Below are 15,801 nucleotides of genomic sequence, written 5' to 3'. Positions count from 1 at the left end.
CCGTCACCTCGGGGAATGTGCGGACCTCCCCCGTCGTGGTCCCGCGCTCCAGCGCGCGAGGTGGCGCAGCAGTGGATCGCGCCCGCGCAGGGGTACCGTCCACAACTCGTGTCCCCGCACCCGCCATTGGCGCAGCAGCGCGTTGGCGGCGAGCATGCCGCTGGTCGCGGCGCGTTCCATCAGCGCCACCGGCAGATCGGTGCGGACCAGATCGCCCGCGATCATGAGGCGGGGGTTGGAGGTGCGGACCGTGGGCCGGTCCCCGTACCCCGACACCGCGAACATCGGGCAGTCGTCGCGCCACTCGTGGCGGGCGTCGACGATGCGTGCCGCGCGGGTCTCCGGATACACCTGGTGCAGTTGGTCGATGAGCCGCTTCTCCTCGGTCGCCCGGTCGACGAGGCCGTCGAGGGCGTAGGCGTGGAGTTCCACGACCGAGCCGCCCGTGCGGCGGAACCACTGGTGTGCCTCGTTCTCCCAGCGCTCCAGCACGCTGACGTTGTCCAGGGTGCCGTAGCCGCTGGTCCCGAGGAATCCCGCGCGGTCGGCGGCGACGGGCCGGTCGAGCCACAGCCGGGAGACGAGGAAGGAGGGGGCCGTCCGCAGTCGCGCGATCCGGGCGTACCACGACGCGTCGGCGACGTCGGGGCTGTCGCGGACCAGGTGTTGCAGACCGCCCGTGTCGAGGGCGAGGACGCAGGCGTCGTAGTGCCCGGTGTGCGACCCGGCGGTGAGGGTGAACCCGCCGTCGGAGGACGAGGCGAGACGGTCGACCGGCTGCGCGACGCGGATGTCGGCGCCGCGCTCCTCGAGGTAGCGGGCCAGCGGGTCCCACAGGGCGGTCGGGAAGGGGTCGTCGGGCACGTCGAAGAGGAGGCCCTCGGCCGAGCCGAGGAAGTAGATGTGGAACATCAGCACCATCTCGGCGGCCGAGAGCCGGCGCGGGTCGGCGAAGAAGCTCCGGGAGAACACCTCGAACGCCAAGTGGTGGGCGGCCTCGGGGAATCGGATGGCGTGCAGGAAGTCGTGCGCGCTGACGCCGTCCAGCCGGTCGTAGACCTCCGGGACGCTGACGTCCATCAGCGGGAGGGCCGCCCGCGCGTTGATCCGGGGAAGGTCGCGAAGGGTGAAGGTGGGGCTGCGCAGGGCGAAGCCGAGGGCGCTCCACGGCGGGGTGCGCGGGACGTGCCGGAAGCTGTCCCGCAGGCCGTCGGCGTGCCAGAGCGGGTAGTCGGGCAGCGCGGTCAGCCGTTCCAGGTGCGGATCGGTGCGCCGCAGCAGGGCCCGCAGGTTGTAGTACTGGCGGAAGAAGGCGTGGAAGCCACGGCTCATCGTGGCCGTGGAGCCGTCGGCCAGTTCGGTGGTCCACCCGGCGAGCCGCCCGCCGAGCGTGGCCTCCCGCTCGAAGAGGGTGACGCGCACGCCGCGTTCGGCCAGTGCCACGGCGGCGGCGAGTCCCGCGATCCCGCCGCCGACCACGGCCGTCGTGGGGGCGGGGTCGGTGACCCGGGACGCTCCGGGCGCGGCCGGGATGTGCGCCGCGCGGCGGTCGCGTGCCTGCGGCGGCGCCTGCGGGTGGCGCTTCATCCTCGGGTCCTCTCCTGCGGCACCTGGCCGACGATGGTGTGGGTGATGCCGGTCTGCCAGCCGGGCAGCGGCAGGACCGCGACCCGGGAGAAGCCCGCGGCCGTCAGCCGGCGGGCGAAGAGCGCGGCGGTGTCGAACTCGACGACGCTGCGCCACAGATGCCGGTAGAGGGCGCCGTCCCCAAGCGCCGTGGTGACGGGCAGCAGTCCGGCGCAGACCGCCGACCAGAGCGCGCGGTGGTGACGGCGGCCGCTGAGGGTGTACTCGTGCACGGCCACCCGGCCGCCGGGGGCGAGCACGTCCCGTACGGAGGCCAGGACGCGGTCGGGGTCGGCCGTGTTGCGGAACAGATAGGCGGCGAACACGGCGTCGAAGCCGCCCTCGATCCCCGCCTCGGCCAGGTGTTCGGCCGGGCTGTGGGTGAAAGTGACGCTGGACGGCCAGTCCTTCGCCTCGGCCCGCTCCAGCATGCCCGCGGAGGCGTCGACGGCGGTGATCTCCGCTTCGGGCAGCACGGACAGCAGCGCGGCGGTGGACGCCCCCGTTCCGCAGCCCAGGTCCAGCACCCGCAGACCGCGCCCCTGTGCGGGCAGGCCCAGGCGGCGTGCCGAGCGGCGTAGATGGGCGTGGTAGCCGGGATTGGCGCGCACGAGGGTGTCGTAGGTGCGCGCGGCGTGGTCGAAAGCCGAGGCGAGCGCGGCATCGCGCATCGTGGGCATGGGTTCTCCTCCGGGCCCGGGCGGTCAGGGTGTGGGGGCGGGCCGCAGCGGGCGGGCGGGCAGTTCCACCGCGCTGCGCAGCAGGGGCACGACCGGGCTGTTGAGTCCGATCGAGAGGTCTTCGTGCAGGGCGGTGTCGCCGTCGAGGAAGCGCAGCAGGCGCTCCATGGGCACCCGTGAGAAGAGGCGGGTGAAGAAGGCCGCTCCGTCGATGCGGCCGCTGTCCAGGCCGTGCAGCAGGACCGCGTCCATGGCCATCGACCGCTTGGAGTGCGGGGGCGGCGGTGCCGGGTCGCGTCCGGCGAGCAGGGCCGTGGCGATCGCGGCGGTCTGGCGCTGAATGGTGGCGAAGGTGTAGCCGGTCGCGGGGCGGGTGGCGCCGCCGGCCGCGCCGATCCTGAAGGTGCTCCGGCCGACCCGGCGGGCGAAGCGGGCGTCGGTCATGGGGATGACCCCTTCCTCGCGGGCCTCGACGCGGACGTCGCCGAGGCCGAGCACGTCGTGCAGGTAGGCCCGCAGGGCGGTGTCGTACTCCCCGGTGGGCAGGACGGCCGGCGAGAACTGCGTGTACTCGACGAGCGCGGTCCGTTCTCCGGTCGGCAGGACGTAGGTGAAGGCCAGGCCCCGGTCCGGCTGGGGGGTGCGGAAGTCCATCAGGTCGACGGCGTGCGGGTCGAAGGCGGGCCGGTCGGTGCGGACGAACCAGCCGCGGAAGTGCTGGAGCAGGGTCGTGCGGGCCGGCGGCAGGCTGCCGAGCGGCCGCGAGTCGAACACCCAGCGGGCCGGGAGGCTCTCGCGCCGGCCGTCGGCGGTGCGCACGACGACACGTGCGCCGTCGGCGTCCTCCTCGACGGTCTCCACGGTGCCCTCGGTGCGGGTGAGCGAGGCGTGGGCGGCGAGGCGGGGCGCGAGCGTCGCCTCGAAGTCGGTGGAGCGGATCATCTTGTAGCGCAGCGCTCCGGTCCCGGCGTCGACCAGGCGGCCGTCGGTGCCACGGACCCGGATGCGGTTCCAGGACGCGGTGACGGCGTCGTCGTAGCGGCCGGGTCCGCGCTCCCAGAAGCACCAGGTGCGCGGCGGGGGCCGCAGCGGTCCCGCGGGCGCGTCGACGAGCCGGACGGCCGGTGCGCGCCCCGTCGCCGTGCACAGCCGCTCCGCCAGCGACAGTCCGGCGGCACCCGCGCCGATGATCACCACGTCCGTCCGCACGCCCACCTCCTGTGTCGGGTCACTCCGCTCCGGACACCCTTCTGCCGTCGGCCCGGCCGTGGATGCGCCGGTGTACGCCGTTCTCGCGGACACCCCGCGCGAACGAACGCGTGAACGATGTTGCTCCGGTTGCCGCAATCCACCGCATCCGATCACGCGTGCGGCGGGGAATGCCCTACATACTCTCCCCGGTCACCGGCATCCCTAAGGAGCTGACATGCCCCCCGATCAGGCTCTGGGCGTCGCCACGGCGATGGTGCCCCACGGCGGGACGCCGCGTCGGAACGCCTCCGGCGCCGCGCGTGGCGTCCTCCCGTCCCGGTCCGTGCGGGTGCGTCGGATCGATGCCGATCTTCCCCGTACGGTCCACGAGCGGCTGACCCGGCTGCTGACCCGGCGTGTCGCCCGGGCCACCGCGGTCGACACGACGTTCGGCGCCGATGTCGCCGAGCGCGTCGCGCGGTTCACCCTCGGTGGCGGGCGGCGCATCCGCCCGCAGTTCCTGTGGTGGGGACTGCGCGCCTGCGGTCTCCCCGACGACGCGCAGATCGAGGCCGCCCTCCAGCTCAGCGCGGCGCTGGAGCTGATACAGACCTGCGCCCTCGTGCACGACGACGTCATGGACCAGGCCCCGACGCGCCGCGGCCGGCCCGCCCTGCACGTCGACTTCACCGCGCAGTACCGCTCCCGGGCGGGCGCGGACGGGACCCGGTTCGGTGAATCGGCGGCGGTCCTCGCCGGCGATCTCGCGCTGGCCTGGGCCGACGACGAGGCGGCGGACGTCGATCTGACGGGCCCACAGGCGCGGCGGCTGCGCGAGACGTGGTCGCAGATGCGCCTCGAGATGGTCGCCGGGCAGTACCTGGACGTCCAGGGTGAGCACACCCGGAACAGGTCGCCCCGGCAGGCCCTCGACGCCGCCTCCCTGAAGACCGCGCTCTACACGGTGGAACGCCCCCTGCAACTGGGCGCGCTCATCGGCCGCGCGGACGACGCGACGCTGCACGCCCTGTGTGCGGCGGGCCGTGGCGCGGGGCTCGCCTTCCAGTTGCGCGACGACCTCGACGACGCGTTCGGCGATCCGGTCCGGCGGGACAAGCCGGCGGCCGGTGATCTCCGGACCGGCAAACCCACGTACCTGCTCGCCCTCGCCCACGCCCGTGCCGAACGGGACGGCGACCACCGCGCCCTGGCGATCCTCGCCCGGCCGGGGCGGCAGGTGCTCGACGACGGCGATCTCGACGATCTGCGGTACGTCCTCGAACGTACCGGCGCCCGTCGGCTCGTCGAGGAGCGGATCCGCCGTCTGGTCGCGCAGAGCGCACGTCATCTGGACGGCGCGTCGATCGACCCCGTGGCCCATGCCCGGCTGCGTCTGCTGCTGCGGCAGGTGGCGGGAACCTCCACGGCGCCGCTGCGGCCGGCCGGCGTGGTCGAAGGAGCGACTCGATGAGGACCGTACGCGGCAGGACGGATCATGTGGTCGTGGTGGGCGCGGGCCTGTCCGGCCTGGCGGCCGCCCTCCATCTGCTGGGCGCGGGACGCCAGGTCACGCTCGTCGAACGGGACGACGGGCCCGGCGGCAGGGCGGGCCTGCTGACCCGGCGGGGCTACCGGATCGACACGGGCCCGACGGTCCTGACGATGCCGCACCTGGCCGACGAGGCGTTCTCCGCCGTGGGGGAACGCCTGCGGGACCGGGTGGACCTCATCCCGCTGCACCCCGCCTACCGGGCGCAGTTCGCCGACGGCAGCTCCCTCGACGTCCACACCGACGCGCAGGCCATGGAGCAGGCCGTCGAGGAGTTCGCCGGGCCGGACGCGGCCGCCGGGTATGTGCGGCTGCGGCACTGGCTGGAGCGCCTGTACCGGGCGCAGATGAAGCACTTCATCGACACGAACTTCGACTCGCCGCTGCAACTGCTCACCCCCGACCTGGCCCGCCTCGCCGCGCTCGGCGGCTTCGGCCGGATGGACGCCCGGATCGGCCGGTTCATCAAGGACGAACGGCTGCGCCGCGTCTTCTCCTTCCAGTCGCTGTACGCGGGTGTCCCGCCGGCCCGCGCGCTGGCCGCGTACGCCGTCATCGCCTACATGGACACCGTCGCCGGCGTGTACTTCCCGCGCGGCGGCATGCACGCGCTGCCCCGGGCGATGGCGGACGCCGCCCGAGCGGCCGGCGCCGAGCTGCGGTTCGGCACGACGGTGCGCAGCCTGGAGCGCTCGGGCGACCGGATTACCGCCGTGGTGACCGACACCGAGCGGATCCCGTGCGACGCCGTCGTCCTGACCCCCGATCTGCCGGTCGTCTACCGGCTGCTGGGCCGCGCCCCGCGCCGGTCGGTGGCCCTGCGGCACGCTCCCTCGGCGGTGATCCTGCACGCCGGGACCGATCGCACCTGGCCCCAACTGGCGCACCACACCATTTCGTTCGGGGGTGCCTGGCACGAGACGTTCGACGAACTGACGCGGCGCGGCAGCCTGATGAGCGATCCGTCGCTGCTCATCACCCGGCCCACCGCGACCGATCCGGGGCTGGCCCCGCCCGGGAAGCATCTGCACTACATCCTGGCGCCCTGTCCGAACACCGACATCGGTCCGAGCCCCGCCCAGTGGGGCGACCTGGCGCCCCGCTACCGCACCGAGCTGCTGACCGAGCTGGAGCGGCGCGGTCTGGACGGCATCGGCGACGCCATCGACGAGCAGTGCTTCGTCACCCCGGCCGACTGGCACGCCCAGGAGCACGCCGCCGGCACACCGTTCTCGGCCGCGCACACCTTCGCCCAGACCGGACCGTTCCGGCCCCGCAACCTCGTGCGCGGCACGCAGAACGCGGTGCTGGCGGGGTGCGGGACGACACCGGGTGTCGGCGTTCCCACGGTGCTGCTGTCCGGAAAGCTCGCGGCCGCGCGGATCACGGGCTCCCGCACGGGCGGGACGACCCGATCCCGCTCCCCGCACGACACCCTTGGAGGGGCACACCTGTGACCGCGCGAGAACTCGATGCCGCGGGCATCACCGACCCCGCGCTGCGCGGTGCCTACACCCGGTGCCGCGACCTCAACGCCCGCCACGGAAAGACCTACTTCCTGGCCACCCGGCTGCTGCCCGCCCATCGGCGGCCCGCCGTGCACGCCCTGTACGGCTTCGCCCGCTGGGCCGACGACATCGTCGACTGCCACGGCGGCGAGACCACCGTGCGGGAGCGCGGCGCGGCGCTCGACCGGCTGTCGGCGGAGCTCCGGCACGGGCTGACCACGGGACACAGCGACGAGCCCGTCGTCCGGGCGCTCGTCGACACCGCGCACCGGTACGCGATCGAACCCGCGCACTTCCAGGACTTCATGACGGCGATGCGCGACGACCTGACGGTGACGGACTATCCCGGCTACGCGGATCTGCGCCGCTACATGCACGGTTCGGCGGCGGTGATCGGACTGCAGATGCTCCCCGTGCTGGGGACCACGGTGCCGCGCGCCGAGGCGGAGCCGCACGCCGCCGCCCTCGGGGTGGCCTTCCAGCTCACCAACTTCCTGCGCGACGTGGGCGAGGACCTCGACCGGGGGCGCGTCTACCTGCCCGCGGACCTGCTGGCCGCGCACGGCGTCGACCGGGAGCTGCTGCGGTGGAGCCGGGACACCGGCTGCCGGGACGAGCGCATCACGCGGGCGCTGAAGGCGTTCGAGGCGCTCACCCGGGACGTCTACCGGGAGGCGGTGCCCGGCATCGGCCTGCTCGATCCGGTGTCGCGGCCCTGCATCCGCAGCGCCTTCGTGCTGTACGCGGGCATTCTCGACGCCGTCGCCGACGACCGGTACAGCGTGCTGCACCGCCGGGCCGTGGTGCCCCGGCGCCGCCGCGCGGTCGTCGCCCTCGACGGGCTCGTCCGCATCGCGCACGCCCGGATCCGGCATCGGTCCACGCCCTCGGCGACACTGCCGCATGTGCACCCTTCCCCCGCGGGGGCGGGGCGCGCCCCGCTCGTGGACAAGGAGGCGGCATGAGCAAGCGGCCCTGGACGGATCGGATCCCGCTGACCTTCCGCAAGAACCCGCCGGCGTGGGAGCAGCAGGAACCCACCTGGCGCCAGGCGCGGCCCGCCGTGATCGAGAGCGCCCTGAAGCGGTCCCAGGCCCGGCCGTCGGGCAACTGGTACGTCGTCGGCGCCACCGGCGACGTACCGTCCGGCGCGCCGCTGGGGCGCACCGTGGCCGGCCGTGAGCTGGTCGTCTGGCGCGACGCCGACGGCGCACTGGTCGCGGGGCCGGGCGCCTGCCCCCATCTGGGCGCGCCGCTCAAGGACAGCCCGCTGCGGTGCGGGACGCTCGTCTGCCACTGGCACGGGCTCGCGCTCGGCGCGCAGGGCACGGCGGGCTGGCGGACCCTGCCCGTCCACGACGACGGCGTCCTGATCTGGGTCCGGCTGGACGGCGCGGGCGGTGAACAGCCGCTGGAGCGGCCGGTGATCCCGCCGCGTCCGGATCCGGCCCGCTCCGTCGCCGCCGTCTACACCGGTTTCGGCCGGTGCGAGCCGGAGGACATCGTCGCCAACCGCCTCGACCCGTGGCACGGCGCGTGGTTCCACCCGTACTCGTTCGTCGACCTGCGGGTCGTCGACAGTCCGTCCGGTGACGGCGCGGAGCCGGAGGACGACGGGTTCGCCGTGGACGTGTCCTTCCGGCTCACCTCGCGGCTCGTCGTGCCCGTCCGCGCCGTCTTCACCGCGCCGGAGCCGCGCACGGTGGTCATGCACATCACGGACGGCGAGGGGCGCGACTCGGTGGTGGAGACGCACGCGACCCCGCTGACCCCGGCGGGCCACCCGGCGCCGCGGACCGCGGTGGTGGAGGCGGTGATCGCCACGTCCGAGCGGCCCGGCTTCACCGCGGCGCGCCACGCCTCCTTCGCGCTGCGCCCGCTGATGCGGGCCGCGGCGAAGCGCCTGTGGCGCGACGACCTGGCCTACGCGGAACGCCGCTGGACACTGCGCACCCGGGCCGGGCTGCCCTACTGAGGTTCCGAGCGGGTCACAGGCCCCACAGGCGTGCCACGAAGAAGCCCGCCACCAGCACGGAGCCGACGAGGATGAGCAGCACCCACCAGTAGGGGTGCTCCCAGATCCCGCCGTCGGCCCGTTCCTGGTGGGCCTCGGCGATGGATCCTTCCGCCGGCGGTGTCTCCGACGGCGGGACGAGTGAGTGGGTCATGTCTCCACGGTCCTCCCGATGCTCGGGATCCGCATGCCGAGGAACCGGACCGGCGCCGCATCCGCCCCGACAGTCCAAGCGAAAGAGGGGCAGGAGGTAAAGAGGAGCAGGAGGTGTCGCCATGGCCGTCGTTGCCACCCGGGTCGTCGAGCCGCTGCGGCTGCGGGCCGGGAAGGTGCTGTTCGCGCGGGTCGCGGGGCCGGAGGGGCCGCGCAACCGCGAGGCCATCCACGAGACTCCCGGCCCCCGCTGGTTCCCGGAGGGCAGCCCGATCCGCCGGGTCCACGCGGACAGCGCCATGTTCGTCGGCGGGCTCAGCGCGCTGCTCGTGCAGACGCTGCATCCCTCCGCGATGGCGGCCGTCGCGGCGCACTCCGGCTATCGCGGCGACCCGTGGGGCCGGCTGCACCGCACGAGCACGTTTCTGGCCACGACGACCTACGGCACCGCGGACAGCGCCCAGTCGGCCTGCGACCGGCTGAACGCCGTCCACGCCCGCATCCAGGGAGTGACCGACGACGGTGTCGCCTACCGCGCCTCGGACCCGCACCTGCTGGAATGGGTCCACATCGCCGAGATCGACTCCTTCCTCCGCGCCCACCAGCGCTTCGCCACCGCTCGCCTGACGAGGAACGAATGCGATCAGTACGTGGCGCAGACCGCCCGCGTCGCCGAGGCGCTCGGTGTGGCGCGGCCCCCGCGGACCGTGGCCGAGCTGCGCGAGCGGTTCACGGCCTACCGCCCCGAGCTGCGCGCCACGCCCGAAGCGCTCGACACCGCCCGCTACTTGCTGCTCCGTCCGCCGCTCCCGGTTCCGGCCCTGCCGTTCTACGCGGCTCTGGCGTCCAACGCGATCGCGCTGCTGCCCCGCTGGGCCGCCGACGAGCTGCGGCTGCCGCGCTGGGAGCCGGCCGAGCGGTGGGCGGTGCGGCCCACCGGGCGGCTGATCACCGGCCTGATCCGCTGGGCGATGCACGATCCCGGCACGGAGAAGGACGGATGACGGCAGCGGGGCGCCGCCCCGGGTTCAGCGACGCACCAGTCGGCGCAGCGCACGGCGGGCCAAGGGCGCGTAGGCGAGGACGACGGGCGCGGGCCCGGTGACGGTCAGCCGTGTCGCGGTGCCCGACGGCCCGCACCGGTCGACCGCGTGGTCGAGGCGCAGGCGGAACGGTCCCGCCTGCACGCGCCAGCTCCAGGTGCGGGCCTCGTGATCGACCGCCGTGACGACGAACCGCACCGCCGGTCCGGCGACGGGACGCACCTTTCCCCGTATCCCGGCGCGCAGTTCGGGTTCCGTCTCCACGGACCGGATCTGCGGGGCCCAGGCGGACCAGAGGACGGGCCGCGCGTAGCGCTGCCACACCGTGTCCACGTCGGCGCCGCCCTGCTCACTCAGCGTCAGTCGCACCCGCCCAGCCTGTCACGGGCCGGCCGCTAGTCGGCGTACGTATTCGCGTAGAGGTCGCCGTCGTAGTACTTGCCGGGGTCGGTGTTCTCGTCCAGCTCCTTGTTGCGTACGAAGAAGTCGCCGAGCTTCTTCAGCCAGGAGTCGACCTCGCCGTTCTTGGTCTTGGCGACCAGGTCCTTCGTGGAGAGCGTCTGCACGTGCGAGGCGTCCGCCTTGGCCTGGGCCTCGGTGACCTTGAGCATCTTGGCGGTGAGCGCGATGGTCTCGTCGGGGTGCGCGCTGCGCCAGTCGTTGGCCTGCTGGAGCACCTTGATCACCTTGGTGGTCTTGTCCCCGGACACCTTGTTGCCGGCGACGAAGGCGGTGGGGAAGGCGTCGCCGGTGTCCTTGGTGCTGGCTATCTCCTCCAGGCCGGGGACCTTCTTCTTGATGGTGTCGATGGCCGGGTAGAAGAAGCCCGCGCCGTCGATCTTCCCCGAGGAGAAGGCGGAGACGATCGTCGAGGGGTCCATGTTGACCTTCTCGATGTCGCCCGCGCTCATGCCCGCCTCTTCCAGGGCGATGTTGAGGACCATGTCGCCGGAGGTGCCCTCGGGGACGCCGACCTTCTTGCCCTTCAGGTCCTTCATGGACGTGATGCCGGGCCGGCCGATGACGCGGTCGGCGTAGGTGAGGGTGTCGATGGCGATCACCTTGGACTTGCCGGAGGCCGGCAGCCACATCGCGCCGGGGCCGATGTAGCCGTAGTCGAGGCTGTCGGCGTTGAGCGCCTGGATCTGCACCGGGCCGTTGGTGAACACCTTCACCTCGGCGGTCAGGCCCTCCTTCTTCCACAGGCCCCGCTTCTCGGCGATCGCCAGCAGGCTGGCGCCGTTGTAGTCGCCGATGTAGCCGAAGCGGACGGTGGCGTCGTCCCCGGAGTCGCTGCCCGAGCAGGCGCTGAGCGGGAGGACGAGCAACAACGCGGCGGGCAGGGCGAGATAGCCGTGCCTGATGGTCTTTCCGGGCATGCTGAAGGTTCCTCTCGGGGCGGTGCGCGGCAACGAAGGAGGGGCGGGGGAAGGGGAGGGTTCAGGCGGCCCGCGGCGGCGCTTCCTGGTGGTGGACCGAGGTCCACACCTCGTTGCGGATGCGCCGGAACTCGGGCGAGAGCCGGATCTCCTCGGTACGGGGATAGGGCAGGTCGACGTCGATGATCCGGTGGACGCGGCCGGGCCGCGCGGCCATGACGACGACCCGGCCTGCGAGGTAGACGGCCTCGTCGACGTCGTGGGTGATGAACAGCACGGTGCGCTTCTCCTGGCTCCAGGTGCGCAGCAGCTGGTCCTGGAGCTGTACGCGGGTCAGCGCGTCCAGCGCTCCGAACGGCTCGTCCATCAGCAGCACTTGGGGGTCGACGGCGTAGGCGCGGGCGATGGCGCAGCGCTGCTTCATGCCGCCGGACAGGGTCTTGGGGAGGGCGTCGGCGAAGTCGCCGAGGCCGACGAGGTCGATGGCCTGCTCGGCCTTGCGGCGGCGCTCCGGTCCGGGCACGGAGGCCAACTTGAGCCCGAACTCGACGTTCTGACGCACCGTCAACCACGGGAAGAGCGCGTACTGCTGGAAGATCACGCCGCGGTCCGGTCCGGGCCCCGACACGGGCGTGCCGTCGACCAGGACGGCTCCGGAGTCGGGCTCCTGGAGTCCGGCGGCCATGCTCATCAGGGTGGACTTGCCGCAGCCGGAGGGGCCGACGACGGTGACGAACTCCTGGTCCGCGATGTCCAGGACGACTCCGCCCAGCGCGGTGAACGTCTGGCCCTTCAGCGGGAAGGTCTTCACCACGTCGCGGAAGCTGATCTTGCTGTTCATCGTCGCTCCTGCCAGCCGGTCAGGCGTCGCTCGGCCAGCAGCAGGAGCCGGTCCATGACGAGCCCGAGCACGCCGATCGTGATGAGGGACACGAAGATCGTGTCCATTTCGAACCAGGTGGACGCCTTCTGCATCCGGTAGCCGAGCCCCTCCTGGGCGCCGATGAGTTCGGCGGCGACCACGGTGGCCCAGGACGCGCCGAGGCCGATCCGCATGCCGACGAGGATGAACGGGGTGGAGGCGGGGACGACGACCTTGGCGAAGATGGTGCGGTCCGACGCGCCGAGCACCCGGGCCGCGTTGATCAGCGTCCGGTCGACGTCGACGACGCCCTGGAAGGCCGAGACGACGCACGACATGAACGAGGCGAGGAAGATCACCGCGATCTTCGGGACCTCGCCGATGCCGAGCAGCACGACCGCGAGCGGGATCAGCGCGAGCGGCGGGATGGTGCGGAAGAACTGGATGTACGGCTCGATGAGCGCGCGCGCCGTCGGGTACCAGCCCATCAGGAAGCCGACCGGCACGGCCACGACGACACCGAGGGCGTAGCCGATCAGGACGCGGCGCAGGCTCGCGGCGATGTCGGTACCCAGCGTGCCGTCGGCGATCATGCTGCCGGCCTTCCGGGCCACCGCCACGGGAGCGGGCAGATTGTCGACCAGGCCCAGGGCGGCCACCACGGCCCACAGGGCGATTCCGGCCACCACCGCCACGGCGTTGAGGATCAGGGGGCGGCGCCGGGAGCGCCGGGGCCGCTGCCGGGGCTCTTCGGGTGCGGTCTTCCGCACCGGGGTGATCACAGCCATGGGTACCTCACTGGTGGCTTCACGCGTTCTCCTCGGAGACGGGCCGCGGGTAGTGGGAAAGGAGGGGGGATTCGTGGAGAACGAGGGCGATGCCGCCCAGCGCGCTGCCCGCCTCGCCGAGGGTGGCGCGGCGGACGTCGACGTGATGGCGGGCCATCGGCATCAGGTGCTGCCGCAGTGACCGTTCGACGGGTTCGAGGAGGGCGGGTCCCGCCTCGGCGAGTTCGCCGCCGACGACGATGACGCCGGGGCCGACGGCGTGGCAGACGGCGGCGAGGACGCTGCCGACGTCGTGTCCGACCCGCTCCAGGACCTGGAGCGCGGGTGGTTCGCCCGCGGCGGCGGCCGCGAGGAAGCCGGCCAGGTCACCGGCGCGTCCGCCGGCCTCCCGGTAGCGGTTGAGGACGGCGTCGAGGGCGGCGCGGGTCTCCAGACAGCCGGTGCCGCCGCATTCGCACTGCCGGCCGACGGGGTCGACGACGACATGCCCGAACTCGCCGGACAGGCCGTAGCGGCCCCGGTGCAGCGCGCCGCCGACGACCAGGCCGCCGCCGACGCCGTGCGACAGCCGCAGGTAGAGCACGTCGCTGCTGTCGGCGGCCGCGCCCCAGACGGCTTCGGCGAGGGCGGCGAGCCGGGTGTTGTTGTCGAGGAGCACCGACACGCCGAATCTCTTGCGCAGCAGGTCGGGGAGGCCGTCGATGCCCTGTGCGTGGGCCCGCTCGCTGCCCGGGTCGGTGATCGGGCCGACAACGCCGACGCCGATCGCGCTGAGCGCGTCAAGGTGGACGGCGGCCGGGCCGTCACCCGTGCCGCCCGCGGGGCGTGCCGGGTCGTCGGACGGGACGGTGGCCAGCGAGCCCAGGAGGCGCTCCGCGATGTCGACCCGCTCGGGCCAGGACAGGTCCGCGGTGTGCGGCTCGCTCGCCGAACCGATCACCTCGTGCGCGAAGTTGACCGCCGCGACATGCACCGCCCGGCGCGCGAAGTCGATGCCCACGGCCTCCCCCGCCGCCGGGTTGAGGCTGAGCTTCTCCACGGGCCGGCCGCGCTTGCGCACCTCGACGTGCGGGGTGCTGGCGACGACCGCGCCGCTGCCGACCAGCCCGGCGACGATGTCGTAGAGCGTGGTGCGGGACAGGCCGCTGCGGGTGCCCAACTCGGCGCGGCTCAGCGGGCCGTGCTTGCGCAGCAGGTCGAGGACGGAGTGCTCGTGGCTGCGTCGGAGCCGCGTCAGCGGACCGTCGTGTTCGTGCATGCCCGACAGCATGTGAGCAGCGGTCATTTTCGTCAATGAGTCGGACAGAAAAAGTCAACGCCGTCCGGCAGCCCGGATCCTCCCGCCCCCAACTGGGCTGACCTGCAACGATGATGGACTCGACGAGTCGGCTCCGGCGCTCTCGCAATGTTCCCGCAACACGATTGCCACGCTGGGACCCGTATGACGATCGTGTGACACGCGAGGGAGCGAGTGGTGCCGGACCGGCCCTGACGGCGAGACTTCCCGTGTCCCGGCACTCCGCGCACCCTCCGGACCGCTCCCGGGATTAATTTTCCGGCCTCTTGACGAAATTCATCGGGGCCTTTGATGCTGGGCGGCAGCCACCTCCCGCAGACACCCGCACCCCGGACGACGAAGGAGACGCGACTGATGACGAGACCGGAGAACGCGCCGCATCTGGGCCGACGGTCGTTGCTGGCCGGCATGGCCGGCTCGATGGGAGCCGTGGCGCTGCCGCCGGCCGCCGCCCAGGCGCTCCCGTCGCCGGGCGCCGCACGGCACGGGTACCCGTCGAACTGGCCGCAGCCCGAGCTGTACGGCATCGCCGACGTCCGCGAGGACCTGTGGCCGCGAAAGGACAACTCCTTCGTACTGCCGCTCGAACTGCGGCCGCGCGACAAGGAGTTGGGCCGCGTCTGGATGCGCGACACCTACGTCAACTGCTTCGTCGTCGACGGCCGCCCGCTCTACGTCGCCACCGGCACCACCCGGGTGCCCGGCCTCCCGGCGGCCCAGCCCTGGAACGACGGCCTCTTCGTCTGGACGGCCCGGTCCCTGCACGGACCGTGGAAGCTCGCCGACACCACCCGGTTCCGGCCCGGCGCCGAGCGGGGCAAGGTGTGGTCGCCCGAGTTCGTGGACGAGAACCGCCCCGGGCGCACGGTCGTCGCGCCGTGGCAGGAGTACTGGTACGACGACCGGTTCGGCAAGCGGGGCGAGGTGTGGGCGCCCGAGCTGCACCACTTCCGCGGCAAGTGGTACCTCGTGGCGTGCATGGGCGACCATTCGAAGAAGGTCGGCTCGTTCCTGCTGGTGAGCGACGGCGGGGTCGCCGGGCCCTACCGGCTCGCCGAGGGCAACCTCGACAAGCCGTTCGGCGAGTCCTTCATCGGGGGGCCGTCGTTCATCGAGCCCGGCGCGTACTTCCACATCGACGGCAGCCTCTACTCCGAGGGCCGTGACGCGTGGCTGGTGCTGCACAACCACCTGTACGCCAGGTTCCGCCCCGACATGGAGGACATCGTCACGCCGACGAACCTCCCGGCGTTCCAGGAGACCGCGTACACGCCCGAGCCCTATCTCGAAGGCGCCTACGTGTTCAAGCACGGCGGCAAGTACTACCTGTTGCAGGCCGCGTGGGACCGGGCGTCGACCGCCGCCGACGGGTCGGCACGGAACGCCTACGACACGGCGGCCGCCGGACGCACGCAGTACCAGTACGACGCGGTCGTCGCCGTCGCCGACCGGCTGGAGGGCCCCTACTCGCGGCGGTGGACGGCGGGTGTGGGCGCCGGGCACAACAACTTCTTCAAGGATCACCACGGCGGCCTGTGGGGCACCTTCTTCCGCAACCCGGCCGCCGGTTACTGGTCCGATCCCTCCCGCACGGGTGATGGCGCGGTCGCCGGCGTCGTCCGGCTGGAGTGGACCGGCCCGCAGGGCAACCGCCTGTACGTGAAGCGCCGGGACTGACCCCCGCCTCGGTGACCCGCCCGCCGTCGGCCCC

The 15,801-nt window shown here is 73.0% G+C and carries 15 protein-coding genes; 6 read left to right on the top strand and 9 right to left on the bottom strand.

The window, feature by feature from the left end; genetic code table 11:
* Positions 1-3 precede the first annotated feature (3 nt).
* The 3 genes from ABII15_RS34110 to ABII15_RS34100 are packed head-to-tail and all read right to left on the bottom strand — an operon-like array spanning position 4 to position 3,521.
* Entirely contained in the window at positions 4-1,587 is a 1,584-nt protein-coding gene (locus tag ABII15_RS34110; protein ID WP_353946134.1) for an FAD-dependent oxidoreductase, read from the bottom strand.
* Positions 1,584-2,306 carry a class I SAM-dependent methyltransferase gene (locus tag ABII15_RS34105; RefSeq protein WP_353946133.1) on the bottom strand — a complete coding sequence of 241 codons (723 nt, stop codon included), beginning with the start codon at positions 2,304-2,306 and terminating at the stop codon, positions 1,584-1,586. Before ABII15_RS34105 ends, ABII15_RS34110 begins: the two co-directional genes overlap by 4 nt.
* A 24-nt stretch (positions 2,307-2,330) precedes the next feature.
* Complete coding sequence (locus ABII15_RS34100) at positions 2,331-3,521, bottom strand: lycopene cyclase family protein (protein WP_353946132.1); 1,191 nt, start codon at positions 3,519-3,521, stop codon at positions 2,331-2,333.
* Positions 3,522-3,732: 211 nt separating this feature from the next.
* Here ABII15_RS34100 and ABII15_RS34095 point away from each other — a divergent pair, with 211 nt between their 5' ends.
* The 4 genes from ABII15_RS34095 to ABII15_RS34080 are packed head-to-tail and all read left to right on the top strand — an operon-like array spanning position 3,733 to position 8,529.
* On the top strand, positions 3,733-4,968 hold the full coding sequence (locus ABII15_RS34095; RefSeq protein ID WP_353946131.1) for a polyprenyl synthetase family protein: 1,236 nt from the start codon (positions 3,733-3,735) through the stop codon (positions 4,966-4,968).
* The gene (gene crtI / locus ABII15_RS34090) at positions 4,965-6,503 is read left to right on the top strand and encodes a phytoene desaturase family protein (protein WP_353946130.1); all 1,539 of its coding nucleotides are present in this window, start codon (positions 4,965-4,967) and stop codon (positions 6,501-6,503) included. Before ABII15_RS34095 ends, crtI begins: the two co-directional genes overlap by 4 nt.
* The gene (locus ABII15_RS34085) at positions 6,500-7,519 is read left to right on the top strand and encodes a phytoene/squalene synthase family protein (RefSeq protein ID WP_353946129.1); all 1,020 of its coding nucleotides are present in this window, start codon (positions 6,500-6,502) and stop codon (positions 7,517-7,519) included. The genes crtI and ABII15_RS34085 overlap by 4 nt, the downstream gene beginning before the upstream one ends.
* On the top strand, positions 7,516-8,529 hold the full coding sequence (locus ABII15_RS34080) for a DUF5914 domain-containing protein (RefSeq protein ID WP_353946128.1): 1,014 nt from the start codon (positions 7,516-7,518) through the stop codon (positions 8,527-8,529). The genes ABII15_RS34085 and ABII15_RS34080 overlap by 4 nt, the downstream gene beginning before the upstream one ends.
* Before the next feature lie 13 nt (positions 8,530-8,542).
* Here ABII15_RS34080 and ABII15_RS34075 read toward each other — a convergent pair whose 3' ends face one another.
* A complete protein-coding gene (locus ABII15_RS34075; RefSeq protein ID WP_353946127.1) occupies positions 8,543-8,845 on the bottom strand; it encodes a DUF6480 family protein in 303 nt (100 codons plus the stop codon).
* On the opposite strand from ABII15_RS34075, the gene ABII15_RS34070 reads away from it, so the two are divergent.
* Positions 8,844-9,725 (top strand): oxygenase MpaB family protein, encoded by an 882-nt coding sequence (locus tag ABII15_RS34070; protein WP_353946126.1) that lies wholly within the window; start codon positions 8,844-8,846, stop codon positions 9,723-9,725. The genes ABII15_RS34075 and ABII15_RS34070 overlap by 2 nt on opposite strands.
* Positions 9,726-9,749: 24 nt before the next feature.
* Here ABII15_RS34070 and ABII15_RS34065 read toward each other — a convergent pair whose 3' ends face one another.
* From ABII15_RS34065 to ABII15_RS34045, 5 genes are all read right to left on the bottom strand, one after another.
* Positions 9,750-10,133, bottom strand: coding sequence for an SRPBCC family protein (locus tag ABII15_RS34065; RefSeq protein ID WP_353946125.1), 384 nt, complete (start codon positions 10,131-10,133; stop codon positions 9,750-9,752).
* Between the two features lie 26 nt (positions 10,134-10,159).
* Positions 10,160-11,143 (bottom strand): aliphatic sulfonate ABC transporter substrate-binding protein, encoded by a 984-nt coding sequence (locus tag ABII15_RS34060; RefSeq protein ID WP_353946124.1) that lies wholly within the window; start codon positions 11,141-11,143, stop codon positions 10,160-10,162.
* 61 nt (positions 11,144-11,204) lie between these two features.
* Entirely contained in the window at positions 11,205-11,984 is a 780-nt protein-coding gene (locus ABII15_RS34055) for an ABC transporter ATP-binding protein (RefSeq protein ID WP_353946123.1), read from the bottom strand.
* Positions 11,981-12,793: an ABC transporter permease gene (locus tag ABII15_RS34050; RefSeq protein WP_353946122.1), complete on the bottom strand. Its 813-nt coding sequence runs from the start codon at positions 12,791-12,793 to the stop codon at positions 11,981-11,983. Before ABII15_RS34050 ends, ABII15_RS34055 begins: the two co-directional genes overlap by 4 nt.
* 19 nt (positions 12,794-12,812) lie before the next feature.
* Entirely contained in the window at positions 12,813-14,063 is a 1,251-nt protein-coding gene (locus ABII15_RS34045) for an ROK family transcriptional regulator (RefSeq protein ID WP_353947289.1), read from the bottom strand.
* 381 nt (positions 14,064-14,444) lie between these two features.
* Between ABII15_RS34045 and ABII15_RS34040 the strand changes: the two genes are divergently transcribed.
* A complete protein-coding gene (locus ABII15_RS34040) occupies positions 14,445-15,767 on the top strand; it encodes a family 43 glycosylhydrolase (RefSeq protein ID WP_353946121.1) in 1,323 nt (440 codons plus the stop codon).
* Positions 15,768-15,801 lie beyond the last annotated feature (34 nt).

Source organism: Streptomyces sp. HUAS MG91 (assembly GCF_040529335.1).
GTDB lineage: Bacteria > Actinomycetota > Actinomycetes > Streptomycetales > Streptomycetaceae > Streptomyces > Streptomyces tabacisoli.
Note: the sequence above shows the minus strand (reverse complement) of the source record. Positions and strands in the feature narration are given on the sequence as shown.